Below are 25,097 nucleotides of genomic sequence, written 5' to 3' on the forward strand. Positions count from 1 at the left end.
GTGGCTATCCCGCTCCGATTGTATGATAATATATATTATGTTAAATGTCATCGAGGTTACGCTGTTTGGTTGTCGGTGTTTCGCCACACTGTTTGCTTCATTGCCTGCTGAACCCTTGAACATCGCGATCAGGGATAGTCATGGAAAGCCACAGGTGATCGCACGTGTGATCATCGGGCGCGGTTTGAGGCGTTTAGCGTTTGTAGCTCTCATTCCTGCGGCAAGCCAGCGGCCTATCCGCATCGATCAGTCTTCCAGGATGCGGCTGTTTCGCTTGGTGTCGGGCATTCTGATGTAGATGATGAGGGATATGGCGATCATCACGCTGACATAGATGTAGAATGCCTGTTCGATGCCGATCTGCTTGAAATAGAGCGCGACGAACTCGGCCGTGCCGCCGAACAAGGTGTTCGCCAAGGCATATGGCAAAGCCACGCCGAGCGCGCGGATATGCGCGGGGAAAAGCTCTGCCTTCACGACTGCGTTGATCGACGTATAGCCCGTAACGATGATCAGACCCGCCATGACCAGCAAGCCAGCGACGAGCGGATCACGCGTCCCGGCGAGCGTGGCGAATATCGGATAGGTGAAGATCAGCCCGAGGAGGCCGAAGCCAATCATCAGCGGTTTGCGCCCGATATGGTCGGAGAGTGCCCCGGCGACGGGTTGCAACAACATGAAAAAGAAGAGGGTTATGCCATTGATCTGGGACGCCGTTTCACGGCTGAGACCGGACGTGTTCACCAGAAATTTCTGCATGTAGATCGAATAGGCATAGAAGGCGATCGTACCGCCCGCCGTAAGCAACATGACGGTCAATGTTTCGCGCGGATGCTTCGTGAAAAGCTCGACGAAGCCCGACCGTGGCGCGCCTTCCGCCTTGGCGGCGTGGAAGCTTTGCGTTTCGCTCAGACCTCTGCGCAGCCAGAAGACGATCACGGCCAGCGCGCCGCCGAGAAGAAAGGGTATTCGCCATCCCCAGGCGTCAAGCTGCTGAGGGCTCAGCACGGCTTGCAGGATGAGCAGGACGCATATTGCCGTCAACTGTCCGGCAATGAGCGTAACATATTGGAAGCTTGAGAAAAAGCCACGCCTGTCCCGCCCAGCCATTTCCGACAAATAGGTCGCGCTGGCGCCATATTCGCCGCCGACCGACAGGCCCTGCATCAAGCGCGCAAGGACAAGCAAAAGCGGCGCCCCTACCCCAATCACTTCATAGCCGGGCGTCACCGCGATGAGCAGCGCGCCTGCGCACATAAGCGCGACGGACAGGGTGAGGCCGCTCTTGCGCCCGTGCCGGTCGGCATACACCCCCATCAGCCATGCGCCGACGGGACGCATGACAAAGCCGACAGCGAAGATGCCGGCAGCACTCAACAACTGGGCAGTGCGGTCTTCGCTCGGGAAGAAATGCGGCGCGAAATAGAGCGTGAAGGCGGCGTAGGCGTACCAGTCATACCATTCCACGAGGTTTCCGGTGGAGCCGCCGACGATCGCCTTCAACCTTTCGCGTTGGGTAGGCGCACGCAACGCCAGCGTTGACGTCATGGCTTCAACACCATCTCGCCATTTTCCACTCCCCAGCTTTTGAGGCGCGACAGCATGTTCATGCCGATCACGTTCACTTCCCCGAAGGCGGGTGAGATGACGATCGGCAGATCGCTCGACCGGATCGGGCCGATGGCCAGCGTGGACACGGACGAGCGTTTCGCATCGATCTTCCCATTGGCGGTCATCATCGAGACACCGGGCGCGTTGAGATCGAAATTGAGGCCTGCCGCACGCGCGGATGATACGGAGAGTGCAGTGATGCTCGCCCCGCTGTCGATGAGAAAGCGCGTCGGGGTGCCGTTGACGGTGCCCTCAACCCAGAAATGCCCATCAGGCGCGATGGGCACGCGCAAGGCCTGACCTTCGGCTGTGGCGGGCGGCGGAATGGGCGGCGCGTCCTGCGAGGACAAAGCTGCTCCCTCCCCATTCATCCTTGCGGAGAAGAGGCCGACCTTTTCGCCGATTTTGAACAAACCCAGCAAAGCCGCGAAGATTGCGACCCAGATGAGTGCCAGGCGCATCATGCCACCCATCGGCATGCGGCGCGCCAACAGGGCGGAGCCAACGAGGACGAGCGCAAGCACATACCAGATGCTGGATGCTGCCTGATCCCCCGTCATGCCGGTCAGTCCCCTTCCCCATATAGTTCGACGCTCATGCCGTCATAGCCCGGTTCCACGCCATCGGGCAGGCTGCCGCGAAGGCTCGCATAGTCCATGCTCTGGTCCATATGCGTCAGGATAGCATGGCGCGGGCGGACGGCGGAGATGCCGTCCAGCGTCAAGGCAAGATGCGGATGCGTTGGGTGCGGCTGTTCACGCAGGGCGTCGACCACCCATATGTCCAGATCATCGAACAGGCTGATCATGTCAGAAGTTAATGCATGAAAATCAGTGGAATAGCCGATTGATCTTCCGCCAGATGTGAAACGGAAACCAGTGGAGAAAATTTCGCCATGGGGCTGGTCGGTACAGGCGATATCGATGTCACCTATGCGCAGCCCATCGGGGAGCACATGCGGCTCTATGGTAGGCTGATAGCCCTGCCGCCCTTCGAAGGCATAGGCGAACCGCTCGTTGAGCAGCTTGAGCGTCTGTCGCCGCGCATAGCCGGGCACCGCTGTCCGCCTGTGGTGATAAAGCTGGCGTACGTCATCGATGCCATGGCAGTGATCGGCATGGTCGTGGGTCCAGAGAATGGCGTCGATGTGGACGACATCGGCGGCCAGCAGTTGGGCACGCATGTCAGGCGAGGTGTCGACAAGAATACGCGTGGTGGCGCTTTCCACCAGGATCGATGCGCGGGTCCGGCGATTCTTCGGCTCGGCAGGATCGCAGCTTCCCCAGTCATTGCCGATCCGGGGAACGCCCGATGAGGTGCCACAGCCCAGGATGGTGAGCTTGAGGCTCATGCGCTTGGCGCTGCTCCGGATTTGCTGAACTCGGTCTTGCGGAACAAGGTGCGGAAGTTTGCCGAGGTCGCTGAGGCGAGTTCCTCTACGCTTTGCCCCCGCAGATTGGCCAGAAAGCGGGCGATGTCGGCCACGAATGCCGGTTCGCAGGGCTTGCCCCGATGCGGCACCGGCGCGAGAAACGGAGAGTCCGTTTCGACGAGCAGCCGGTCGAGCGGCAGTCGAGCAGCGGTTTCCTGAAGATCCTTGGCGCTCTTGAACGTCACGATGCCGGATATGCTGATGTAGAAGCCCAGGTCCAACGCCGCATCGGCGAAGGCTCCGCTGGCCGTGAAGCAATGAATTACGCCGGGATAGGTCCCCTGCCCCATTTCTTCGCGCAGAATCGCGAGTGTATCTTCCTCCGCATCGCGGGTGTGGACGATGAGCGGCAGGCCGGTAGCGCGTGACGCGGCGATATGGGCGCGAAAGCTGCCTTGCTGCCTGGCGCGGTCGCTATGATCATAATAATAGTCGAGGCCAGTCTCGCCAATGCCCACCACCCGGGGATGGGCGGCGCGTTCGATGAGTTTGGCCGTATCGATATGGGGATGCTCGTCGGCCTCATGCGGATGGATGCCGACCGTCGCATAGACTTCAGGCTGTTGTTCGGCCGTAGCGAGTACCGCGTCCCATTCGCTTTCGCGCGTCGCGATGTTGAGCATGAGGTCGATGCCAGCGGCGCGCGCGCGTTCGAGCACATTCTGCTGATCTTCGATCAAGCCTTTGTAATTCAAGTGACAATGGCTATCGATCAGCATGGGATCAGGCGTCCGCTTCGGTAAGTTCAAGCCGCGGGAAGAGCGGCTTGGGTGCGCCGAGAGTGAAGCCGCTGGCGCGCAGATCGGCGTAGGCGCTGCTGCCGATCGCGCCATAGGTCCGGTTCGCTTGCGGCACGCCCATCTGGTCGAGCAGCGCCGTGGCGCTGGCGGGGATCACAGGCTGGATGATGATGGCGAGGTTGGTGATGGCCTCGTAGAGCGTCGCCAGCACCGCTTCCATCCGCGCCGGGTCGGTCTTGCGCAAGGCCCATGGCGCCTGGGCGTCGATATAGGCGTTGCAGGCGAAAACGGTGCGCATCCAGGCTTCGATCGCTGTCGAGGGCGCGAGATCGGCCATGGCGGTCTGGAAGGTCCGGGCGGCGTCGCTGATCGTTTTCAGCAGGTCGCTGTCCACATCCTGGGGCGCAGGCTCTGGCAAGCGGCCTTCCAGGTTCTTGGCGATGAAGCTCAAGGTGCGTTGTGCGAGATTGCCGAAACTGTTGGCAAGGTCACTGTTAGAGCGGGCGACAATGGCCTCCGCGCTGTAGCTGCCGTCATTGCCAAAGGTGACTTCGGACAGCAGGAAATAGCGGAGCTGATCCACGCCGAAGCGCTCGGCCAATTCCATGGGGTCGGCGACGTTGCCGACCGACTTCGACATTTTTTCGCCTCGGTTGAGGAGGAAGCCGTGGCCGAAGATCTGCTTGGGCAGGGGAAGCTTCGCACTCATCAGGAAAGCTGGCCAGTAAACAGCATGAAAACGCACGATATCCTTGCCAATGATGTGCGTAATGTCCCCGCCTTCCGACCAGTAGCGCGCCATGCGTTCGGCGTCGTCCGGATAGCCGCAGCCGGTGAGATAATTGGTGAGCGCGTCTACCCAGACATACATGACATGAGGCGTACCGGCTTCGGCGCTGCCGGGGACCTTGACGCCCCAGTCGAAGCTGGTGCGCGAGACGCTGAGGTCGGAAAGGCCGCCTTCTACGAAGCGCATGATTTCATTGCGGCGGCTGTCCGGCTGAATGAAGCCGGGCTGGCTGTTGTAGAGGTCGAGCAGCCTTTGCTGATAGGCGGAGAGGCGGAAGAACCAGCTTTCCTCGACCGTCCATTCGACCGGCGTGCCTTGTGGAGAGAGCTTTTCGCCCCCTTCCCCTTCAATCAGTTCCTTTTCGTCGTAAAAGGCTTCGTCACGGACGGAGTACCATCCTTCATAGCGGCCAAGGTAAAGGTCGCCATTGGCTTCCATCGCTTGCCAGATCGCCTGTGATGCGCGGTGGTGATCGGGTTCGCTGGTGCGGATGAAACGATCATAGCTGATGTTCAGACTGTCGTTCATATCCTTGAAATAGCCTGACATTTCATCGGCCAGCGCGCGGGGTTCGATGCCGCGCGCGCGGGCAGCCTGATCCATCTTCAGGCCATGTTCGTCCGTGCCGGTCTGAAAGAAGACATCGCGGCCCATCATCCGCTGGAAACGAGTGATCGCGTCGGTCGCGATCACCTCATAGGCGTGGCCGATGTGCGGGCGGCCGTTGGGATAGCTGATGGCGGTGGTGATCGTGTAAGGCTGCGACATGCGCCTTCCCTAGCGGGTGTTAAGGCGCGCGCAAAGCCCGCTTTTCAGCGCTGGCCCGGCGCGAGGGCGGCGACATGGCCGGCGAGTTCGAAAGCTACGGATGCAGGATCGAGGGAGAGGATGATCGCGCCGCTGGCGAGTTGGCGGGCGGCTTCCCATCGGTCGAGCGCCGTGCCGAGCGCGGGGCCGCTGCGCTGGCGGGCGGCATCGGCGATGAAGGCGGGGACGCGCTCTAGGAAGGCTTCATAGCGGGCGCGTGACGCTTTGCCGGAGAGCAGCTTTGCGAGGAGGAGGCGATTCCGGTTGCCGGGGTCGCCATCCGCTGCGATCGTGCGGAGCAAGCGGTCTAGGTCGGTCACGTCAAGGCCTGCATAGCGCAGGGCTCGGCCAGGCGCGCCGTCTCCCAAAGTGGCGAGCGCCTCTATCTCTGCGGGCGCCAGATCGGGCTGTTCGCGGCGCAGGATGGTGCGCATGGCTTCGTCGTCCAGCGGGTCGAAGCGCAGGGTGCGGCAGCGCGAGCGGATGGTAGGCAGCAGGCGGCCGGGCGCGTGGCTGACAAGGAAGAAGAGCATGTCCGCAGGCGGCTCCTCCAGCGTCTTGAGCAAGGCGTTGGCGGCGCCACGCTCCAGATCGTCGGCGCTGTCGATCACGACGATGCGGCGGGGGGAGAGCGAAGGCGCGGACTGGACGAGGCGCTGGAGCCCGCGAACCTGATCAACCGAGATGTTGCGAGCGGTGCCGGTTTCTTTCTCCAGGCAGTAGAGTTCAGCATAATCGGGATGGGCGTCCGCCTCGACCAGCTTGCGGATGGGGTGTTCGGCGGCGATGGTGAGCCCCTCGCCATCGGGGGCGGGACCAGCGGCTTCGGCGAGCAGGCGGAGAGCAAGCGCGCGGGCGAAGCTTGCCTTGCCGATGCCGCGCGGTCCGGCGAGGATCCAGCCATGATGCATGCGGCCGCTGCGCGCGGCGGCGAGCAGCATGCCGGCTTGGCTGTCATGGCCAAGGATGGTGGTCATGGCAGCAGATCCTGCAGCGCCGCGACGAGGCGCGCGGTGACGGCTTCGGGCTGCCCTGACGCGTCGATGGCGCGGATGCGGGCGGGCTCCTGATCCGCAAAGCGGGCGAAGGCGGCTGCGACATCGGCGTGGAAGGCGGCGTCGCGGCCGCCTATGCGGTCCGCGGCGTCACCGTCGCGAACCCACGCGCGTTGCTGCGCCTCGCCTTCGGGAAGCGTGAGGAAGAAGGTGCGATCGGGGAGGAAATCGGCGCTGCCGATGCGGTGCAGGGTCAATATGTCGGCGTCGGTGAGCTCGCCCATGCCCTGATAGGCGCGGCTGCTGTCGAGGAAGCGGTCGGACAGTACCCATGCGCCCCGGTCGAGCGCGGGAAGGATCGTCTTTTCGATATGGTCGGCGCGGGCAGCCGCGAAGAGGAGCGCTTCGGCGCGCGGGCTCCAGCGGTCGGCGGCGCCGGTGAGCAGCAGGGCGCGGATGGCTTCCGCGCCCTCGCTGCCGCCGGGTTCGCGGGTTTCGACGACTTCCACTCCCTTGGCGCGCAAGGCTGCGGCAAGAGCGCGGAGTTGCGTCGACTTACCGGCGCCCTCCCCGCCCTCCAAAGTAATGAAGCGGCCGCGTGTCACCCGAAGAAGGACTTCAGGCCGTTCCAAAGGCGGCCGAACACGCCTGCTTCGGACACTTCCTCTCCAGCGACCAGCGGCAGGACCTGGGGCGGGGTATCGGGGGTGGAGACGATCAGCTCGGCTACCTTCTGCCCCTTGGCGATCGGCGCCTTGATCGGACCGGTATAGGCGACCTTGACCGAAATGTTGCCGGACGCGGTGCGGGGCAGCGTCACCGCCATATCCCGAGGCGCGACGAGCGGCACGCTGGTGGCGCTGCCAAGCTGGACCTCGGCGGTTTCGACAGTCTGGCCCTTCTTGAAGAGCGGCTGCGCCTTCCATGCCTTGAAGCCCCAGTCCATGAAGCGGACGGATTCAGCGACACGACCGTTGAAGCTCGTCAGCCCGGCAACCACCATGACGAGGCGGCGGCCGTCCTGTTCGGCCGAACCGGTAAAGCCATAGCCCGCTTCCTGCGTATGGCCGGTCTTGAGGCCGTCGGCACCGGCGATCTTCCCCAGGATCGGGTTGCGGTTCGACTGTGCGATGTCGGAACCGCCCATCGTCTTGCCCCAGGTGAAGGAGCGCGTCGCGTAGAAGCGCTTGTAAAGGTCCGGCGTCTCCTCGATCGTCGCTTCGGCGAGGAGAGCCAGGTCTTCTGCCGTCACATAGGTGACGCCTTCGTCGGGCCAGCCATTGCTGGTGCCGAAATGGCTGTTCTTGAGCCCAAGCCGCTTGGCTTCGTCGTTCATCAGGGCGACGAAGGCCTGCTCCGTCCCGGCGATCCCCTCCGCCAGCACGACGCAAGCGTCATTGCCCGAAAGGGTGACGATGCCGTGCAGCAGATTTTCCACCGACACCTGTTCGCCCGCCGACAGGAACATGGTCGAACCAGCAGCCGGGCCATGCCACTGTTTCCAGGTTTCGGGGCGAACGGTGAATTTCGTGTCGAGCTTCAGGTCGCCTTTCTGGATCAGGCGAAAGGCGACGTGCGCCGTCATCATCTTCGCCATGGAGGCAGGCGGGATGCGTGTCTCGCCACCCTTGTCATACAGCACGGCGCCCGACGACAGGTCCTTCATATAAGCGATAGGCGCCTCGCTGGTATAAGGAGGCGCCGCAGCCGTGAGCGGCTGGGCCAGCAATCCGACGAAGAGGATGGCGGCAAGTGACTTGTTCATGAGGACTGCCTTCGCACTGATGGATTCGGGTGATGAGAATGCCCCGCCTCCTGTCATTAGCCATGACGGATACATTCTCAAGAGGTGTGACGCAGCGCGGCCTTTGAACGCGGCCCTATTGCCTGACTGCGTCGGCGAGTAGCCCGACCGAGAGCGCGTAGAAGTTGGAGCAATTATAATCGAGGATGGCGCGGTAATTGCTCGTCAACAGATAGGCGGTCTTGCCGGGACCATCGGGCTCCAGCAGCGTGGCTAACGTCGTGTCGGCAAGCCGGCTGCTGCCCGTTGGAACGATGCCCCGGCTGCGCCATTCGGCCATGCTGAGCCAACGGCTGTGGCGGTTGAACACGCGGGGGCAGCGGGCCGGGGAAAGCCGGGCCGTGACGCTGGCGCGGTTGAAATTCGCGGGCACGGACACGGCAACGCCCCACGGCTGCCCGCGCCGCCAACCGGCATTCACGAAATAGTTGGCGATGGAAGCCAGTGCGTCCGCTTCGCTGTTCCAGATGTCGACACGGCCATCGCCGTCGCCATCCTTGCCCAGGCGCAGATAGACGCTGGGCAGGAATTGCGGATAACCCGTCGCCCCCGCCCAACTGCCGACCAGGCGGCTGCGCGGCACGCCATTGTCGAGCATCTTGAGCGTCGCCAGCAGTTCCGGCTCGAACAGGCTGCGGCGGCGTCCTTCATAGGACAAGGTCGCGAGTGAGCGGATCAGGTCGAAGTCACCCGTATAGGAGCCATAGTTGGTTTCATGCCCATAGATGGCGACCATGATTTCCTCAGGGACGCCAGTCTCCGCTTCGATCCGGGCAAGGCGGGCGCGGTTCGCCTGATAGGCCATACGGCCACGGCTGATCCGCGCGGCGTCCACATGCTGGCGCCTGTAGGGTTCGAAATTGGGAATGGGCGAATAGGCCCCGCCCCCCGGCTGGTTCTGGTCCAGTTGAATGACGCGGGGATTGGGGGTGAGCGACGTAAACACGGAATCCAGCGTCGAAGAGCGGATGCCCATGGCGCGCGCCTTTGGCCGCAGCGTTTCGAGATAGCTGCGAAAGCCCGCGTCCTGAGCCATGTCCTGCGTCATACCAGGACCCGCCATCAGACTGCCCGCCGTGACCACGGCAAGACGCAGCAGAAGCGAGTGAATGGTTGAACGCATTAGAGAATCTCCCTCATCCCTTTGTGGCACAGCGAGGGCGGAAGGCGAAATCCCCCTTGTCGCTGCGATCGTGACAACAACGCACTGAAAGCGGTTTTGGTCATTTTACGCTTGGCATGGCGCAAAGCTTCGCTAGGAAGCGGGTTCCAGGCATGGACGGCCGCGCGACGCAAAGCAGGCATCGGAATGGCCGGAACGGAAGGGTGGCAGAGTGGTCGATTGCAGCGGTCTTGAAAACCGCCGATGTGCAAGCATCCGTGGGTTCGAATCCCACCCCTTCCGCCACTTTTGCAGATGATCGCAGCTACGCCTCGCCTTAACCCGCGTTAGAGAGTATCCTGAACTGGCATGCTATCATGCCTCTTCACGATCTGGAGGTGGCGATGTCTGGGCAAACGGATGCACCCTATCTTTTTCGGCGAGCGCGGGAAGAAGCGGACAAGGTAAACAGTGCCTTGGCCCGGCACGCCCCGGCCGAAGAGATCGCGGCGCATCGGGAATTGGCGCTGCGGTACAAGGTGAGAGCACTCGCGGCTTCCTGTCCCGATCAGGTGCTGCACGATGCCATGGAAAATTTCGACATGCCTGGCGATCCGCCTGCGGAAAAGCCAGCGCATTAAGTCGCGCGCAGAGACGAAGCGATCATTGAAGAAATAAAAGCGCCCCCGGGCAAGGGAATGCCGGGGGCGCGACTTGTATGCTGTCGGGCATCCAAATCGCCGCGCATGTAACAGAGATTGTTGACGGCCGCAATCCATGGAAGGCGCTTCGCCCGCCGTGCCGTAACGTCAGCGCGCGATTGAAGCGGTCAATTTCCGGGTGGGACAAAAAGGCTAGTTGATTTCCTTGACCCTGCCATCACATGGACGATGCCGAACGAGGGCCAGATCGGGCAAGGGAAAACAGGACATGGTTCAACCGTCAAACAACTGGCCGAAGCGATCGCCGATCGAAACGGGTGCGCTGGGCCGGTGCCCGCGATGCGGCGAAGGGCATATATTCCGGGGGTTTCTGACGATCCGGGATCATTGCGAGGTGTGCGGGCTGAATTATTCCTTTGCCGATCCGGCAGACGGGCCTGCCGTGTTCGTGCAGTTGTTCGCCTGCGTCCCCGGCGTGATCTTCATCGTCATGCTGGAAATCTTGGCGCGCCCCCCCTTGTGGGTGCATATCGCGGTGGGGATACCGGTCCTGATATTGACGACCGTGCTGCCGTTGCGTCCGATCAAAGGCTGGCTGGTGGCTGCGCAATATGTGACGAAGGCGCAGGAGGCCGGGACGGGGGACCTTTGGGCCAAGCTGCATGGTGATGGCGGGGGCGAGCGGCGGGACTGACCGCCGCGTCTTTTCGAACTATTGGCATGCTCCCTCATCGTTCGATGAGGGGCAGGCGCGATCTCTCAGCACTGCACATGGCCGCCCGTCATGCCAGCGTGTGCTGGCAGGACGGTCAATTAATTAGGCGAGCGCGCCGTGGCAGTGCTTGTACTTCTGGCCCGAGCCGCAGGGGCATGGCGCATTGCGGCTGATGTTCAGGTTGTCAAACTCACCCGGCGCCGCGTTGCCGACCGGCGGGCGCGGCAGCGTCGTGGTGATGCCGCCAAGCTGCCCGGCGTCGATGTCCCCGCTATTATCTTCGCCTGAGAAGGGGTCGATATGCGTGGTGATGAAGTCCGGGAGGACCGGCAGGTCGAAATCGGGCAAAGGCGCAACATCGCCGCCGTCCATGCGGAACTGAACGCGCGCGATGGAGCCGGTGACATCCTCGCGGATGTTGCCGAGCATGCGTTCGAACAGGGCGAAGGCTTCCTGCTTATATTCGTTGATCGGCGTCTTCTGCGCATAGGCGCGCAAGTGAACGACCTGGCGGAGAGCATCCAGGGTCGACAGATGCTCCTTCCAATGATGGTCCAGGCTTTGCAGCAGGATCGATTTTTCGATCATGTGCCAATTTTCAGGATCGATGCTGGCGACCTTTTCGGCCACGGCTTCATCGGCGAGCGCTGTGAGGCGCTCCTCGATCATTTCCGGATCGACAGCGTCCTCAGTCAACCAGGCATCGAAGTCCGGCTCCAGTCCGAGGATCTCGGCAGTGCGAAGCTTCAGCCGCTCAATATCCCACTGTTCGGGATAAGTGCCCGGCGGGCAGGAGGCACCGACGAGGTCGTTGACGGTTTCATGGCGCATGTCTGTGACGACATCGTCAACCGTGTCGGCGTCCATGATGTCGCTGCGCTGTTCGTAGATGACCTTGCGCTGATCATTCATGACGTCGTCATATTCGACGACCTGTTTGCGGATGTCGTAGTTGCGCGCCTCAACCTTCCTCTGCGCGGTCTCGATCGCCTTGCTGAGCCATTTGGACGGGGGCAGCGCTTCGCCATCCTCAAGGTTCGAGCGGATCATCTTGGCGAACATCGTGTCCGGGCCAAAGATGCGCATCAGGTCATCGTCAAGGCTGAGGTAGAAACGAGACAGGCCGGGATCGCCCTGACGCCCCGAGCGGCCGCGCAGCTGATTGTCGATGCGGCGGCTTTCGTGCCGTTCGGTGCCGAGTACGAAGAGGCCGCCGGCGGCGAGCACTTCCTGCTTTTCGGCTTCGATCTCCGCATCGATCCGCGCGATCGCGGAATCGCGTTCGGGGCCTTCGGGCATGTCGCGCAGTTCGTCTTCGACGCGGAATTCCAGGTTGCCGCCCAATTTGATGTCAGTGCCGCGGCCAGCCATGTTGGTGGCGATGGTGACGGCGCCCTTGCGGCCTGCCTGCGCGACGATATGCGCTTCGCTTTCGTGAAAGCGGGCGTTGAGGACGGCGTGCTTCACCCCTTCCTGGTTAAGGAATTCGGACAGCATTTCCGACTTTTCGATCGACACGGTGCCGACGAGGACCGGCTGGCCCTTTTCTGCGTGGATCTTGATCGTCTTGGCGATGCCGCGGAACTTGTCTTCCAGATTCTTGTAGAAGCTGTCTTCTTCATCGACACGCTGTACCGGCCGATTGGTCGGAATGGTGACGACGTTCATCTTGTAGATTTCGTAGAATTCGGTCGCTTCGGTCGCGGCCGTACCGGTCATTCCGCCGAGCTTCGGGTACATGCGGAAATAATTCTGGAAGGTGATGGAGGCCAGCGTCTGGTTTTCCGGCTCGATCTGGACGCCTTCCTTCGCTTCCACCGCCTGGTGCAGGCCGTCGGACCAGCGGCGGCCGTCCATCATGCGACCAGTGAACTCGTCGATGATGATGACCTTGCCGTCTTTCACGATGTAATCGATATCCCGGCGGAACATCATGTTCGCGCGCAATGCCTGGTTGACGTGGTGGACAACGGCGGTGTTCTCGAAATCGTAGAGATTTGCGCCTTCGAGCAGGCCCGCCTCCTCCAGCAGCCGCTCGATCTTTTCCGTCCCGTCTTCGGTCAGGGTGACGGAGCGCTGCTTCTCGTCCTTTTCATAATCGGCATCATCGAGTTGCTTCACGATGGCGTCGACCGAGACATAAAGCTCCGACTTGTCGTCGGTCGGACCGGAGATGATCAGCGGCGTGCGCGCTTCGTCGATGAGGATCGAGTCCACTTCGTCGACGATGGCGAAGTTGAAAGGCCGCTGCACCATCGACGCGCGGTCATATTTCATATTGTCGCGCAGATAGTCGAAGCCGAGTTCGTTGTTCGTCGCGTAGGTGATGTCGGCGTTGTAAGCCTCGCGCCGCTGATCCTCGCTGAGGTTCGGCACGATCACGCCGGTGGTGAGGCCGAGGAAACGGTAGACCTGGCCCATCCAGTCGCAGTCGCGGCTGGCGAGATAGTCGTTCACGGTGACGACATGGACGCCCTTCCCCTCCAGCGCGTTGAGGTAGGTGGCGAGCGTCGCGACCAGCGTCTTGCCCTCACCGGTACGCATTTCGGCGATTTCGCCGCGATGGAGGACGATGCCGCCGACCATCTGCACGTCATAATGACGCTGGCCAAGCGTGCGCTTGGCCGCTTCGCGCACGGTGGCGAAGGCTTCGGGCAGCAGGTCGTCCAGTGTTTCGCCCTGCGCAAGCCGCTCACGGAAGCGCGCGGTCTGGGCAGTCAGTTCCTCATCGCTCATCGCCGAAATGGCAGGTTCGAAGGAAGCGATGCGTTCGACGATCCTGCCCAGCGACTTTACGTAACGTTCGTTGGACGATCCGAAGATGGACTTGGCGAGTGCGCCGAACATGCAAGTTCCTGACAAAAGGGGAGCGCGCACCCTGTTAAGGCAACGCACACGGATATGCGCGGCGATTTAGGGTTTGGCCGTGGGATAGTCAATTGATGAGCGCGTCACCGGCACACGGGCCTGCCGTCTCGCGCGCGCAGGGTGGCTTCGACATCGATGACCTTGGGACCGGGGCTCACCTGCTGCCTCGCTGGCCAGCGCGACCGCTGAGGTAAGTGCGCGGGCAGCGGTTACTGGTGGGCACCGTCTGGATGGGTGGAGCAATGCCTACGCGCGAGAGGGGCACCGGGTTGAATACCGGCGGTGGCGCACGGAAAATGGGTCGGGGCGGTAGAGGGCGCGAGGCGACCCGCTGGCGGCTCATGCGCACTGTGGAGGTCGTGCGGCAATAGCGGTCGCCTTTCCGATCGTTCCAGCATGACCAACTGCCGCTTACGGGCTCTGTTTGAGCAAGGACGCCGTCGGCGGCGAAAAGCGTCAGCAGCAAGGCTGCGACGCGCGAATGAAGCTGTGGCAAGATTTGCCCCCTTTCGGAGGCGCAGTTTACGTACCGTGCGGCCGAGCGCCATGCACAAAGGTGGTTAACACGCTTCGCCGTTGACGCTTTACGCAAACACGCTAAGCCGCGCGCATGACACAGGCTTCCCCCCTTGCTCCGCCAAGCTTTCCCGATCTTCCCGCCATCGCGGGCGTCACGGCGCGTGTAGCTAAAGCCCGGTACAAGAATTGGGACAGGTGCGACCTGACCTATGTCGAGCTGGCCGAGGGCACTGCGGTTGCGGGCGTGACGACGCAGAGCAAGTGCCCCTCCCCCGAGGTCGAGTGGTGCCGTGACGCCATTCCGCTCGGATCGGCGCGGGCCCTGGTGGTGAATGCGGGTAATGCCAATGCCTTTACCGGGCACCGAGGACGGGCAGCGGTCGAAGCGATCGCGGCGAAGGTGGCCAATCATCTGGGGTGCCTGCCTTCGGACGTGTTCATATCCTCCACCGGGGTGATCGGCGTGCCGCTGCCGGTGGACAAGGCGGAGGCTGGGTTGGACGCTGCCTTTGCCGCCGCACCTTGCGGATGGGAAGAGGCGGCGAATACCATCGGCACGACCGACACCTATGCCAAGGGCGCGCGGACGAGCGCCATGATCGGCGGGACGCGGGTGGAACTGGTGGGGATCATCAAGGGATCGGGCATGATAGCGCCCGATATGGCGACGATGCTCGGCTATATCTTCACGGATGCGGCGATCGACCCGAAGCTTTTGCAGCAGATGCTGTCGGCGGCGAACCGGCGGACGTTTTCCTGCATCACGGTCGACAGCGACACATCGACCAGCGACACGGTGCTGGCTTTCGCCTCGGGCCAGGCAGGCAATGCTCCGCTCACATCGATGGATGATGCCGGAGCGGATGCGTTTCACGCCGCGCTGAGCGACTTATGCCTGCAATTGGCCCATCTGGTGGTGCGCGATGGCGAGGGCGCGTCGAAATTTATCGAGATCAGCGTGGCAGGCGCGGAGAGCGACGCGAGCGCGCACCGGATCGCGATGTCCATCGCCAACTCGCCGTTGGTGAAGACGGCGATCGCGGGCGAGGACGCCAATTGGGGCCGCGTCGTCATGGCGGTCGGCAAGGCTGGCGAGCCAGCGGATCGCGACAAGCTGTCGATCCGGTTCGGCGCGACGCAGGTGGCGTCCGGCGGGCTTGCGCTGGAAGGATATGATGAAGCGCCGGTTGCCGCGCATCTGAAAGGACAGGATATCCAGATCGGCGTGGACATTGGCCTGGGCGAGGGCCGAGCGACGGTCTGGACCTGCGACCTGACGCACGGATATATCTCGATCAACGCGGATTATCGCAGCTGATGCCGATCGAACTGCATGACGATGTCATCGCGCTGATGCGTGAAGTCGCGCGGGACATTGTCATGCCGCGCTATCAGAACCTCCGCACAGAGGAAATTAGCGAGAAAGCGGCGGACGACTTCGTTACCATCGCCGACAAGGAAAGCGAGATCAGGTTGGCCGAGGGGCTGAGCCGGATATTGCCCGACGCGGCGATCATCGGCGAAGAGGCCTGTGCTGCCGATCCGGCGATATTGGAGCGCGCGGGGGACGGGCTCAACTGGATCATCGACCCGATCGACGGGACCGGCAATTTCGCCGCTGGACGCCCCCCCTTCGGCATCATGATTGCCCTGGCGGATGCAGGGACGACTTTGGCGGGATGGATATTGGACCCGCTGACGGGCCGTCTATGTCATGCGACATTGGGTGCTGGAAGCTATATCGATGGCGAGCAGGTGCGAGCGAAGGAGAGCGGCGATCCGCTTCCGATCGCGGCGCTAGCGGTCTATTTCATGTCGGACGAGGAACGCGCGGATATTCAGAAGCGCGCGGAGGGGAAGTTTGCGGTCGTGGACATCCCCCGCTGTGCGGCGGAGCAATATCCCCGGCTGGTGCTGGGGCAGAACGACGTTTCGGTCTTTGCACGAACATTGCCCTGGGATCATGCCGCCGGGACGCTGTTCCTGAACGAGGCTGGCGGTTGTTGCCAACGGCTGGACGGGTCGCCTTATATGGTGGGCGACATGCGGCGCGGGTTGCTGGGGGCTTCTTCGCCGCGTTTGTGGGATTTGGCGGCGGGGGTTTTGTTTCGGTAGTGTGTAGTGGCGGAGAGGTTGCTCTCCCCTCTCCCCTGAAGGGGAGAGGGAGGTTTGTGCGTCTTACAGGACGCTTTCGATCCAGCCTTTGAGCGCGCTCTTGGGAGCCGCGCCGACCTTGGTGGCGGCTGCTTCGCCATTTTTGAACAGGATCATCGTCGGAATGCCGCGCACGCCATATTTGCCGGGCGCGTCCGGATTTTCGTCGATGTTGACCTTTGCTATCGTGACCTGATCGGCCAGTTCCTCGGAAATTTCTTCCAAGGCGGGGCCGATCATCTTGCAGGGGCCGCACCATTCCGCCCAGAAATCGACAAGCACGGGCTTGTCTGCGTCGATCACGTCCGCCTGAAAGCTGGAGTCGGTGACTGCCTTGGTTGCCATAAATATATCTCCTTGGGTTGGCGGATATCTAGGATGGTGACGCATCCGTCTCAACGGGTGAGAGCGGCAAATTCTCCTGCGCGGGCGAAAAGCCCGGCTTGTGCGCCGCCAGAAGTTCGGGCGGAAGCGTGATGAGGCGCGGGGCGCTGCTGTAGAGCAGTGCGGCTTCTATCCTGCGGCCGGGGAAGATCACTTGCAGGGCTGCGGCATAGGCCGCCATTTGCCGGACATGCGCAGTGGGAACTTCATCGACGTTCAAAGGCGCGATGCGACCGGTCTTGAAATCGACCACCTGCACCAGATCGGGGCCAACGCAGAGCCGATCCACGGTGCCGGATATCACCATGTCGCCCACCACCGCCGCGACCGGCGCTTCGGCAAGGGCACCGGGTGCGAAAAGCGGGGCGAAACTGCTATCCTCGATCACGCGAAGTGCCTGCGTGATGACGTCATGACGCAAGGATGCGTCGGTTGCGCCCTGCTGCTCCAACCAGCGGTCGGCGCGCTCATGACGCTCGCTTAGCGGAACATCCGGAAGCCGCTCGAACAAGGCGTGAAGCCAGCGGCCGCGATCGCTTGCCGCTTTCATCGCGGGCGTTGGTGGGGGATAGGGCACGTCATCTTCAATCGGCGCTGATGGCGCGAGTGGCCGGGGTGGCCGCGCTTCCTCAGGCGCAGGCTGGCGAAGCCATGCCGGTTCGGCGGTGGCGATCTTCTCGATGGCTGTGGTCTTCTCGGGCGCGCGGGGATGCAGCGCCTCGGTCCCTTGCCAGCGTCGGCGGGCGCCCCAGAGAGGATCATCCTCCCATTCCGCGCCTAGAGCAGCCAGCGCGTTTTCGACGGCGGTGAACCAGCTTTCCGGTTGTGCCATCCCACGAGCGCGGGGCCCGAGCGAACCTGTGACCACCAGCCGTTCCTCGGCGCGAGTCAGGGCGACGTAGAGCAGCCGCCAATGCTCTTCCCGTTCTGCGGCTTTGGCTTCTTCCAGAACCTGGCCAATGGGGCCGAGCCGTTCGGACTTGCGCGGAGCGAGGATGGGTAGGCCGTTCCATTCCAGCGAGTCGGTACGCGCGCCCGCGTCGGGATCAAGGCACGCGTCCGCAAGGATGACGACCGGCGCCTGCAAGCCCTTGGCCCCGTGCACCGTCAGCAAGCGCAGCGAGTCCCCTTGGGCGGCGGCGTCACGGACGATCTCCACCTCCCCGCGGTCGAACCAGTCGACGAAACGCTGCAGGGAGGGATGGTCGTCCGCTTCGAAGGTAAGCGCGGCGTTGAGCAGTTCCTCGATCGGATCGGCGGCTTCGATACCGAGCCTTTCGATCAGGCGGCGGCGTCCCTCCATCGGTCCTGACAGGATGGCCTCAAGATAGCGATAGGGTGTGGTCAGGTCGGCGCGGGTCAGCAAGGCGCGCAGCGGGGCGAGCAACTCATCGTCCAGCGTGCGGGTAAGATGCTGCCACAGGCCGGCGCGCCGGTTCATGGCGCGGGTCATGAGATCATCCTGCGACCAGCCGATCAGCGGGGACACCAGCAGCGCGGCGAGATTGAGGTCATCTTCCGGCTGGACGGCGAAACGTAGTGCGGAAAGCAGGTCGCGCACGGCCAGCGGCGCGTTGAGGCGAAGGCGGTCGATCCCGGCGACGGCCACTCCTTCCTCGTAGAGACGCGCTACGATCAGCCGGGCAAGTTCGCTGCGGCGGCGCACGAGGATCATGATGTCACCAGCAGTGACGGCACGGCCACGGCTTTCCAGCATCAGGCCGTCATCGACCCACTGGCGAATTTGCCGCGCGATATTCTGAGCGAGCTGCCGTTCCTGATCGGCGGCCCAATCCTCCTCACCCTCGGCATCATCGGAAAGGCCCGCGATGGTGGGTTTCCACAGCAGCACTTCTCCGGGGAAGCGATTGGCGCTGATATGCTGGACGGCGCCAGCCCGCAGGCCCAGCCGCTCGGCGCTGAGCGTCGCGATCGTTTGATCGACCACGTCGAGGACGGCGGGTGTCGAGCGGAAGCTGCGTTCGAGCGAAAGGTCGTGGAAGATGTGGTCGGCATCTTCGGCGTGCCGCTGGAATAAGATCTGCGCGGCGGCGAAAGCCTGGGGGCTGGTGCCCTGGAAGCCGAAGATCGCCTGCTTAAAATCGCCCACGGTGAAGACCGTACGGACACGATCCCCCTTCGCGCCCTCACCCGCGAAGAATTCGGCCGCGAGCGCGCCGACGATCTGCCACTGACTGACATTGGTGTCCTGCGCCTCATCCACCATGATATGGTCGATGCGCTGGTCGAGCTTGTAGCGGATCCAGTCGGCTATGCCGGGCTGGGACAGAAGATCGGCGGTGCGGGCGATGAGGTCGTTGAAGTCGACGGCTCCGGCAAGCTGCTTGGCCTCATGATAGGCGCGGGCATAGGCTCGGCCTGCGTGGAGGGCCTGGGCGAGCAGATCGGCATAGGCTGCGAGCGCCTTGAGGCTCAGAAGCTCGGCGCAGCGGGAATGGAGGCGGGCGCTTGCCTCGCCATAACCATCGATCGGCGGGACCCAGCCTTTGGCCGAGATGATGTCGCCATCGGCCTTGGCCCATGATCCGTGCAGGTCGGCGAGCGCTTCGGCCCGCTCAAGCGCGGTCATCGCCCGCCAACGGGCTATGCGGTCGCAGCGTTCGAGGGCGCGGCCGGTGCCCCAATCGGCGTTGGCCTGCGCGATCCAGGCAAGGGTTCGCATGTCGAACTGCGCATCTTCGCACTGGCTGGCGAGGTGCGCCATGACGTCACCCTCGGGCAGATCGAGTTCGCGGTAGAGCCACGCGGTTATGTCTTCAGGCAGTCGCTCCAACGCCGGAAGATGAGCGGCGCAGCGCAGCAGGAACTGTTCAGCGCCGCCTTCACCGAGACGCAGGCTGATGGCCTGAAGTGCTTCCATGAGGCTGTCATCGCCCTGGTCCTGCGCGCGGACCGCGAGGTCTGCGAGCGTCTGGCGGGCAAGCGCCGCCTGCTCCCGCTGATCGAGCGGGCGGAAGCCGGGGGGCAGATCGGCTTCGAGCGGAAAGGCGGTCAGCAGTTGCTGGCAGAATCCGTGGATCGTCTGGATGCGGAGGCCCCCGCCCGTCGATTCCAGCACTTCGGCGAAGAGGCGGCGGGCACGGTCGCGTGCTTCCGGGCCGCTATCCTCATGCAGGGCTTCGAGATCCTCGAACAGCTCGCCTTCTTCCATCTGGACCCATGCGGCAAGGCGATCATGGATGCGGTCGGCCATTTCCGCCGCGCCCGCTTTGGTGAAGGTGAGGCAAAGGATATTTTCTGGCCTGACGCCTTGCAGCAACAGGCGGAACACGCGAGCCGTCAGGACATGGGTCTTGCCCGTGCCCGCCGACGCGGAAAGCCAGACATGCGCGTCCGGCGACGCGGCGCGGGCCTGGGCGCCTGCGAGCGGTTGGAGAGCGGAGGTCTTCCTAGCCATCGTCGCGGCCATACCATTCTTCCAGCCGCATCAGCTGGTCATAATCGCCGTAATTGGCCACTTCGGGATTGATCTGGGCGTCGAAGGGCGCGGAGCCGGTCAGATAATCGCCCGCTATCTTGTCGAACCAGTCATGGACCAGCGCGGTGAAAGATGAGGTCACGATCTTGTCCCGCTTGCCCATGGGATCGACGGGGCTTTCCCGGTAGCCAAACGCATCATTCTTCTTGGCGAGCGACCAATATTCAAAGCATCCGGCCGCGCCGGGCTCCGTGATCGAGGGAAAGCCGCCCTTTTCGGCGATGAGGCCGAGCAGGCCAAGCTGGAGCGAATAGCCGGCCTTCACCTGCTTGGCGCTCGGCGGCTTGCCAGTCTTGTAGTCGACGATGGCCAGCGTGCCGTCCGGCATGCGATCGATGCGGTCGGCCTTTCCGGTCAGGGTGACGCCAGCAATGTCCGCGCGGCCGTCCGTTTCGACCGCCAGGATGGTGCGGCCCGCTGCCTGGTCGGCGGCGACTTCCGCCGCGATCCAGCGGACGGCTTCGATCAATCTTGGCTGCCACAGCGCCTTGAGCAGCGGATGAACGTCCGGCCGGTCGAACATGGCGCGGGCACGTGCCTCAAGATCCGCCGGATCGCGCCGTCCGGCTTCCGCCCAATGTTGCAGGATTTCGTGAACAGCGGTGCCGCGCCATGCGGGCCCGGCGTCCGCATCGACAGGGTCCAGCCTGTTGAGGCGCAGGATTCGCTTGGCGTAGAAGGCGAAGGGGTCGGCCTTCAGCCGGTCGACATCGGTTACGGGGATGATTTTGGGTCGGACGGATGCGGGTGGAACGGGTGCCGGGCGGCGGCTGGGGTCGTGCCGCGCTGGCCGGTCGAGAGCCTGCGCCAGCGCGCCGTAGCGATCCGCGCTTTTCCATTGTGGACCGGCCATGGCCTTGAGACGCAGCCAGAAGCGGGAGGCGATGGCAGGGCCGCCCGAACCTCTGCGCGCGCGGGTGATGAGGACGTGAGGCGCGCCCAATGCGCTGGCGAAATCGTGCGCCGCACGGCCGATGCGGGTTTCAAGGCCCGGCAAACCGAGCTCGCGGCGAATGCGGGGCGCGAGCCATGGATCGGGCGATGGCAGGCCGGGCCAGGTGCCCTCGTTAAGTCCGCCCAGAATCATGAGGTCGGCCTGCACCAGTTGCGCTTCAATCATGCCGAGGATGGCGATGCGTGGATGGCCGCCCTGAACCGGACGCACGGATGCGCCGCCCAGCATATGGTCGAGCAGCGCCGGCAGGGAACGGATGTCCGCCTGTTGTGGCCCTTCCCCCGCCGCCTGCTCCATTTCAGCAAACAGGTCGGCGGCGGCGTGACCTTGCACCCCTGCCCAGATGGCGTCAGCCGTCAGCAGGCTGGCTTGCTCACGAAGCACGGCGAGTTGTGCTGCGAAGGTTGGGGCAGAGGCGAAGCCTTGCTCAAGCGGTTCGAGGAGCGCGCGCGCCTCGGCCCACCAAGAGCGGGTCTGGGCGCGCAAGGTCCGCTGCCGGTCCTCTCCTTCCCGCTCGGTGAGGAGCAGGTCGATGCCGCCAAGACCTGCGGGCGGGCGGGGGCCGCGCAGGAGCAGATCGAGCCCGCGCACACCCTCCAGCCAGTGAAGCCGCCTTTCCCCGCGCATGACGAGCGGATGCTTGAGCAACGTAAGCAGCGCGACGGGCGCGAAGCGTTCCGCAACCGTCTGGGCCAGCGCGATGAGCAAGGTGCCCGGCGGCAAGCGCGACAGCGGAAGGCCAGCGGAATCGTCGGCGGCGATGCCCCAGCGGGCAAGATGCGCCGATACGCGGGTGGCGAGCTGACGGTCAGGCGTGACAAGCGCCGCAGTGCGCCCCGGCGTTTCCACGGCTTCACGCAAGGCGATGGCAATGGCCTGCGCTTCTTCGCCCGGTGTCGCCACCTCAAGCGCCTCCACTCCGCCGAGCGAGCGGTCGGCGGTCTTGAGGTCGCGCCAACGGCTGGTCAGACGCGGCGGAAGCATCGCGTTGGAAATGTTGCGGCTGCGGACAGCGCGCGCGTCATGCTCACTGCCCCAGCGCCACAAGGCGACATCGTCCCGCGTCGCGCTCATGCGGTCGAGCAAGAGCTTCAAGGCATATTGGGGATGCGTTTCATGGGCGGGCGTGGCTCGGCCGGTCACCGGATCCGGGGCAAAGGGTCCGATCGCCTCCCACGCCGCCTCATCCATTTCATGATCGAGACCGGCAAAAACGACGCTGCCACGCGGCAGGACGGATATACGCCGGAGCAAGCCTGCGACCGCTGGCGCTGTCGTCGCTATGCCAGCGGCGATGACGAAGCCGGATGGAGGCTGCTGAGCCCAGCGCGTTGCGAGGCGGTCGAACAACCGGTTGCGCCGGTCGGCAAGGTCGATGAGGCCAAGCCGCGCCAGTTCGTCGGGCCAGCGCCGAATGAGGATGGAGAAAAGATCCAGCGATCTCTGCCAATGTCCCGACAGTTCGTCCGAAAGCGTCAGATCGGACAGGGCCGTGATCGGCACCCGCTCCACCTGCATCTGGTCGAGAACGGTGCCGAGCGCCTGACCGAGCTTTATCGCCTGCGCGGCGTCCATCGGCTGGCCGGATGCCTGTTGAACCATGCGCGCCAGGATCATTTGGCGCCGCATCGGTGCGATGGCGGGCGGGATGGCCTCTCCCTCCGCCAGCGGATCGAGCGCGCCGCCCGCCTGTTCGCCTAGATCGGGATCGCCGATCGCCACCAATCTCGGGAGAAGCAGACCACCGCCTGAACGGCGCACGAAGGCGTCGCTGACGGCGCGGATGGCGCGATTGGTAGGCAGCAGGATCATGCCCTGCGCCAGCGCCATCGGATCGCCGCCATGCTGCGCGATGATGCCCGCTGCCAAGGCGTCGGAAAAGGCGCGGTGGGCGGGAATATTGAACAGTGCGGGCCGGGTGTGATCACCCATGGGCGAGCATCGACTCCACCAAAGGAATGGCGCCCGGCGTGCCGACATCGAACCAGAGGCCTTGATGTGAAACGCCGTAGAGGCGCCCGGCTTCTATGGCGCGATTCCAGAATATATTCGTAGAAAAGACATCGGACGGCGGATCGACCAGCAGGCTGGGCGAAAGTATTTGAACGCCGGTGAAGACGAAGGGCGCGACATGGCTCGTCTTGCGGCGGCTCAATCGTCCCGAAGCGTCCATGTGGAAATCACCCGGTCCGCTATGGCAATGGGCGCGCGCGAGCGGCACCAGCAGCAGTAGGGCATCCATCCGCTCGGCGTCCCAAATCCGCTGCATCATGCCCAGTGTTTCCTGCGGCCCGTCGATCCAGAGATTGTCGCTATTCGCGCAGAAGAAAGGATCGTCCCCGAGCAGAGAACGCGCATGGATGAGCCCGCCGCCGGTTTCCAGCAGCTTTGCCCGCTCATCGGAGATCAACACATTCATGCCGTTCGAATGGGCGTTCAGGTGCGCCTCGACCGTGTCGGCAAGGTAATGGACATTGACCACCACCTTGCGGATGCCGCCAGCGGACAGCCGATCCAGTGCATGATCCATGAGCGGCTTGCCCGCGACCTTCACCAAGGGCTTTGGCCGGGTGGCGGTGAGCGGGCGCATCCGCTTGCCGAGCCCCGCCGCCATCAGCATTGCCGTGTCGATCATGCCGCCGCCTGATCCTGAAGCGCGAGGTGCCGCTTTTCCGCTGGTATATTGCCGGCGAACCATTGCGCAACGGGCGCAAGCGCGGGATGCGCGAGATCGCGTTCCAGAAGGTCCCACATGCGCGGCAGGAAGGACAGGTAGCGTGGCTTTCCGTCCCGCTTCCAAAGCCGCGTGAAGATGCCGATGATCTTGGCATTCCGCTGCGCACCCAACACCGCATAGGCAGCATCGAAGTCGGCCGGAGGGTTCGCGATCGACTTGTAATGGACGATCATCGCTGCTTCTACTTCCGGCGGCACATCGCGCCGGGCGTCCTGAAGCAGCGATACCAGATCATAGGAAGGATGCCCTGCAAGCGCGTCCTGAAAATCAAGCAGGCCAAGCCCGCGCACTTCGGGGCGATCGATCAGCATGATATTTTCAGCATGGTAATCGCGCAGCACCGTGACGGCGGGGCTGGCCGATTGCTCAACGATCGGCAACACGGCATCCCAGGCGCGGACATAGGCCTCCGCATCGACTGGAAGGCCGATCGCGGGGCAGTACCATTCGGTAAGCAGCCCCGCTTCGCGTTGATAGACCGCGCGATCATAGGGGGGCAGGTCGGCGGCGGGCGTGCGATGAAGATCGGCCAGCAGTTCGACCGCCCTGCGATACACGCCAAGCTCGTCCGCGGGGACATCGTCGAGATGTTCCTTGACCCGCAAATCGCCAAAATCCTCGATAAGGACCAGACCCTGCTCAAGGTCGCGAGCAAGGATCGCGGGGGCAGCGAAGCCCTGTCCCACCAGATGTTCGGCGATTGCGATAAAGGGGCGCGGGTCTTCGTGCGGCGGCGGCGCGTCCATCAGCACGGCCCGGCGCGCGCCGTCGATCACGCGGAAGTAGCGGCGGAAGGATGCATCGCCCGCCAATGGAACGATCGCGGCATGTTCCCACCCCGCAGCTGAGAGAAAGGCAGGAGCGGAAGCGGGCGGGATCATATCTGCGACCATCGCTCTGTCCAAGCGTCCGGCACGCGGACTGTCAAGCGCCGAGCGCCATCGGGTTCAATGTCGATGTGGAACCGTAGCGCGTGCGGCCATGCATCCGGCCCCAGGCGGTCAGGCCATTCCACGATCAGCAGGCTGTCCATCAGATATTCGTCGAGCGCCAGTTCCTCTGCTTCCTCGGCATCGTCGAGGCGATAGAGATCGACATGGGCGACGGGCAGCTTCACCTCCGGCACATCATAGGGCTGGACGATCGCGAAGCTGGGGCTTGGCGCTTCGCCTTCCAGACCGAGCCCTTCCAATATGCCACGCGCGAGCGTCGTCTTGCCCGCGCCGAGCCCGCCCTCCAACGCAATGACGTCGCCGATACGCGCGACGTCGGCCAGATGGCGGCCTAGAGCCAGCATGGCGGCTTCATCGGGCATGGTAAGGC

Annotated in this window: 20 protein-coding genes and 1 tRNA gene; 5 read left to right on the forward strand and 16 right to left on the reverse strand. The window is 63.5% G+C overall.

Features of this window, described 5'->3' with window-relative positions:
- Positions 1-246: 246 nt before the first annotated feature.
- The 9 genes from ACYU8T_RS05225 to ACYU8T_RS05265 all read right to left on the reverse strand — a co-directional run bounded on the left by ACYU8T_RS05225 (position 247) and on the right by ACYU8T_RS05265 (position 9,302).
- On the reverse strand, positions 247-1,548 hold the full coding sequence (locus ACYU8T_RS05225; RefSeq protein ID WP_461158728.1) for an MFS transporter: 1,302 nt from the start codon (positions 1,546-1,548) through the stop codon (positions 247-249).
- Positions 1,545-2,171, reverse strand: a complete 627-nt coding sequence (locus tag ACYU8T_RS05230) for a retropepsin-like aspartic protease family protein (protein ID WP_461158729.1) — start codon at positions 2,169-2,171, stop codon at positions 1,545-1,547. Before ACYU8T_RS05230 ends, ACYU8T_RS05225 begins: the two co-directional genes overlap by 4 nt.
- A gap of 5 nt (positions 2,172-2,176) precedes the next feature.
- Complete coding sequence (locus ACYU8T_RS05235; protein WP_461158730.1) at positions 2,177-2,962, reverse strand: MBL fold metallo-hydrolase; 786 nt, start codon at positions 2,960-2,962, stop codon at positions 2,177-2,179.
- A complete protein-coding gene (locus ACYU8T_RS05240; protein WP_461158731.1) occupies positions 2,959-3,762 on the reverse strand; it encodes a TatD family hydrolase in 804 nt (267 codons plus the stop codon). The genes ACYU8T_RS05235 and ACYU8T_RS05240 overlap by 4 nt, the downstream gene beginning before the upstream one ends.
- A 4-nt stretch (positions 3,763-3,766) precedes the next feature.
- Complete coding sequence (gene metG / locus ACYU8T_RS05245; RefSeq protein ID WP_461158732.1) at positions 3,767-5,341, reverse strand: methionine--tRNA ligase; 1,575 nt, start codon at positions 5,339-5,341, stop codon at positions 3,767-3,769.
- Between the two features lie 44 nt (positions 5,342-5,385).
- Entirely contained in the window at positions 5,386-6,357 is a 972-nt protein-coding gene (locus ACYU8T_RS05250; RefSeq protein ID WP_461158733.1) for an AAA family ATPase, read from the reverse strand.
- On the reverse strand, positions 6,354-6,980 hold the full coding sequence (tmk, locus tag ACYU8T_RS05255) for a dTMP kinase (protein ID WP_461158734.1): 627 nt from the start codon (positions 6,978-6,980) through the stop codon (positions 6,354-6,356). Before tmk ends, ACYU8T_RS05250 begins: the two co-directional genes overlap by 4 nt.
- On the reverse strand, positions 6,977-8,140 hold the full coding sequence (locus tag ACYU8T_RS05260) for a D-alanyl-D-alanine carboxypeptidase family protein (protein WP_097091550.1): 1,164 nt from the start codon (positions 8,138-8,140) through the stop codon (positions 6,977-6,979). The genes tmk and ACYU8T_RS05260 overlap by 4 nt, the downstream gene beginning before the upstream one ends.
- A gap of 115 nt (positions 8,141-8,255) precedes the next feature.
- The gene (locus tag ACYU8T_RS05265) at positions 8,256-9,302 is read right to left on the reverse strand and encodes a lytic murein transglycosylase (RefSeq protein WP_461158735.1); all 1,047 of its coding nucleotides are present in this window, start codon (positions 9,300-9,302) and stop codon (positions 8,256-8,258) included.
- Between the two features lie 197 nt (positions 9,303-9,499).
- Between ACYU8T_RS05265 and ACYU8T_RS05270 the strand changes: the two genes are divergently transcribed.
- The 3 genes from ACYU8T_RS05270 to ACYU8T_RS05280 all read left to right on the forward strand — a co-directional run bounded on the left by ACYU8T_RS05270 (position 9,500) and on the right by ACYU8T_RS05280 (position 10,637).
- A tRNA-Ser gene (locus tag ACYU8T_RS05270) sits at positions 9,500-9,587 on the forward strand.
- 71 nt (positions 9,588-9,658) lie between these two features.
- Complete coding sequence (locus ACYU8T_RS05275; RefSeq protein ID WP_461158736.1) at positions 9,659-9,922, forward strand: hypothetical protein; 264 nt, start codon at positions 9,659-9,661, stop codon at positions 9,920-9,922.
- A gap of 289 nt (positions 9,923-10,211) precedes the next feature.
- Positions 10,212-10,637, forward strand: coding sequence for a DUF983 domain-containing protein (locus ACYU8T_RS05280; RefSeq protein ID WP_461158737.1), 426 nt, complete (start codon positions 10,212-10,214; stop codon positions 10,635-10,637).
- A gap of 123 nt (positions 10,638-10,760) precedes the next feature.
- Here the strand turns inward: ACYU8T_RS05280 and secA are convergent, their stop codons facing one another.
- On the reverse strand, positions 10,761-13,505 hold the full coding sequence (gene secA / locus ACYU8T_RS05285) for a preprotein translocase subunit SecA (RefSeq protein ID WP_461158738.1): 2,745 nt from the start codon (positions 13,503-13,505) through the stop codon (positions 10,761-10,763).
- Positions 13,506-14,136: 631 nt separating this feature from the next.
- Here secA and argJ point away from each other — a divergent pair.
- Both argJ and ACYU8T_RS05295 read left to right on the forward strand, forming a co-directional pair.
- Entirely contained in the window at positions 14,137-15,363 is a 1,227-nt protein-coding gene (argJ, locus tag ACYU8T_RS05290; protein WP_461158739.1) for a bifunctional glutamate N-acetyltransferase/amino-acid acetyltransferase ArgJ, read from the forward strand.
- The gene (locus ACYU8T_RS05295) at positions 15,363-16,160 is read left to right on the forward strand and encodes an inositol monophosphatase family protein (RefSeq protein ID WP_461158740.1); all 798 of its coding nucleotides are present in this window, start codon (positions 15,363-15,365) and stop codon (positions 16,158-16,160) included. Before argJ ends, ACYU8T_RS05295 begins: the two co-directional genes overlap by 1 nt.
- 63 nt (positions 16,161-16,223) lie before the next feature.
- On the opposite strand, the gene trxA is transcribed toward ACYU8T_RS05295, so the two are convergent.
- From trxA to tsaE, 6 genes are read right to left on the reverse strand one after another with little or no spacing between them, the layout of a single operon-like run.
- Positions 16,224-16,544, reverse strand: a complete 321-nt coding sequence (gene trxA / locus ACYU8T_RS05300) for a thioredoxin TrxA (protein WP_097091545.1) — start codon at positions 16,542-16,544, stop codon at positions 16,224-16,226.
- A gap of 28 nt (positions 16,545-16,572) precedes the next feature.
- Entirely contained in the window at positions 16,573-20,013 is a 3,441-nt protein-coding gene (gene addA, locus ACYU8T_RS05305; protein ID WP_461158741.1) for a double-strand break repair helicase AddA, read from the reverse strand.
- Positions 19,994-22,969 carry a double-strand break repair protein AddB gene (addB, locus tag ACYU8T_RS05310; RefSeq protein ID WP_461158742.1) on the reverse strand — a complete coding sequence of 992 codons (2,976 nt, stop codon included), beginning with the start codon at positions 22,967-22,969 and terminating at the stop codon, positions 19,994-19,996. Before addB ends, addA begins: the two co-directional genes overlap by 20 nt.
- Positions 22,962-23,672 (reverse strand): nucleotidyltransferase family protein, encoded by a 711-nt coding sequence (locus tag ACYU8T_RS05315; protein ID WP_461158743.1) that lies wholly within the window; start codon positions 23,670-23,672, stop codon positions 22,962-22,964. Before ACYU8T_RS05315 ends, addB begins: the two co-directional genes overlap by 8 nt.
- Positions 23,669-24,655, reverse strand: coding sequence for an aminoglycoside phosphotransferase family protein (locus ACYU8T_RS05320; protein ID WP_201514849.1), 987 nt, complete (start codon positions 24,653-24,655; stop codon positions 23,669-23,671). The genes ACYU8T_RS05315 and ACYU8T_RS05320 overlap by 4 nt, the downstream gene beginning before the upstream one ends.
- Positions 24,652-25,089 carry a tRNA (adenosine(37)-N6)-threonylcarbamoyltransferase complex ATPase subunit type 1 TsaE gene (gene tsaE / locus ACYU8T_RS05325; RefSeq protein WP_461159753.1) on the reverse strand — a complete coding sequence of 146 codons (438 nt, stop codon included), beginning with the start codon at positions 25,087-25,089 and terminating at the stop codon, positions 24,652-24,654. The genes ACYU8T_RS05320 and tsaE overlap by 4 nt, the downstream gene beginning before the upstream one ends.
- Positions 25,090-25,097 lie beyond the last annotated feature (8 nt).

Source organism: Sphingobium sp. TomMM35A (assembly GCF_054771735.1).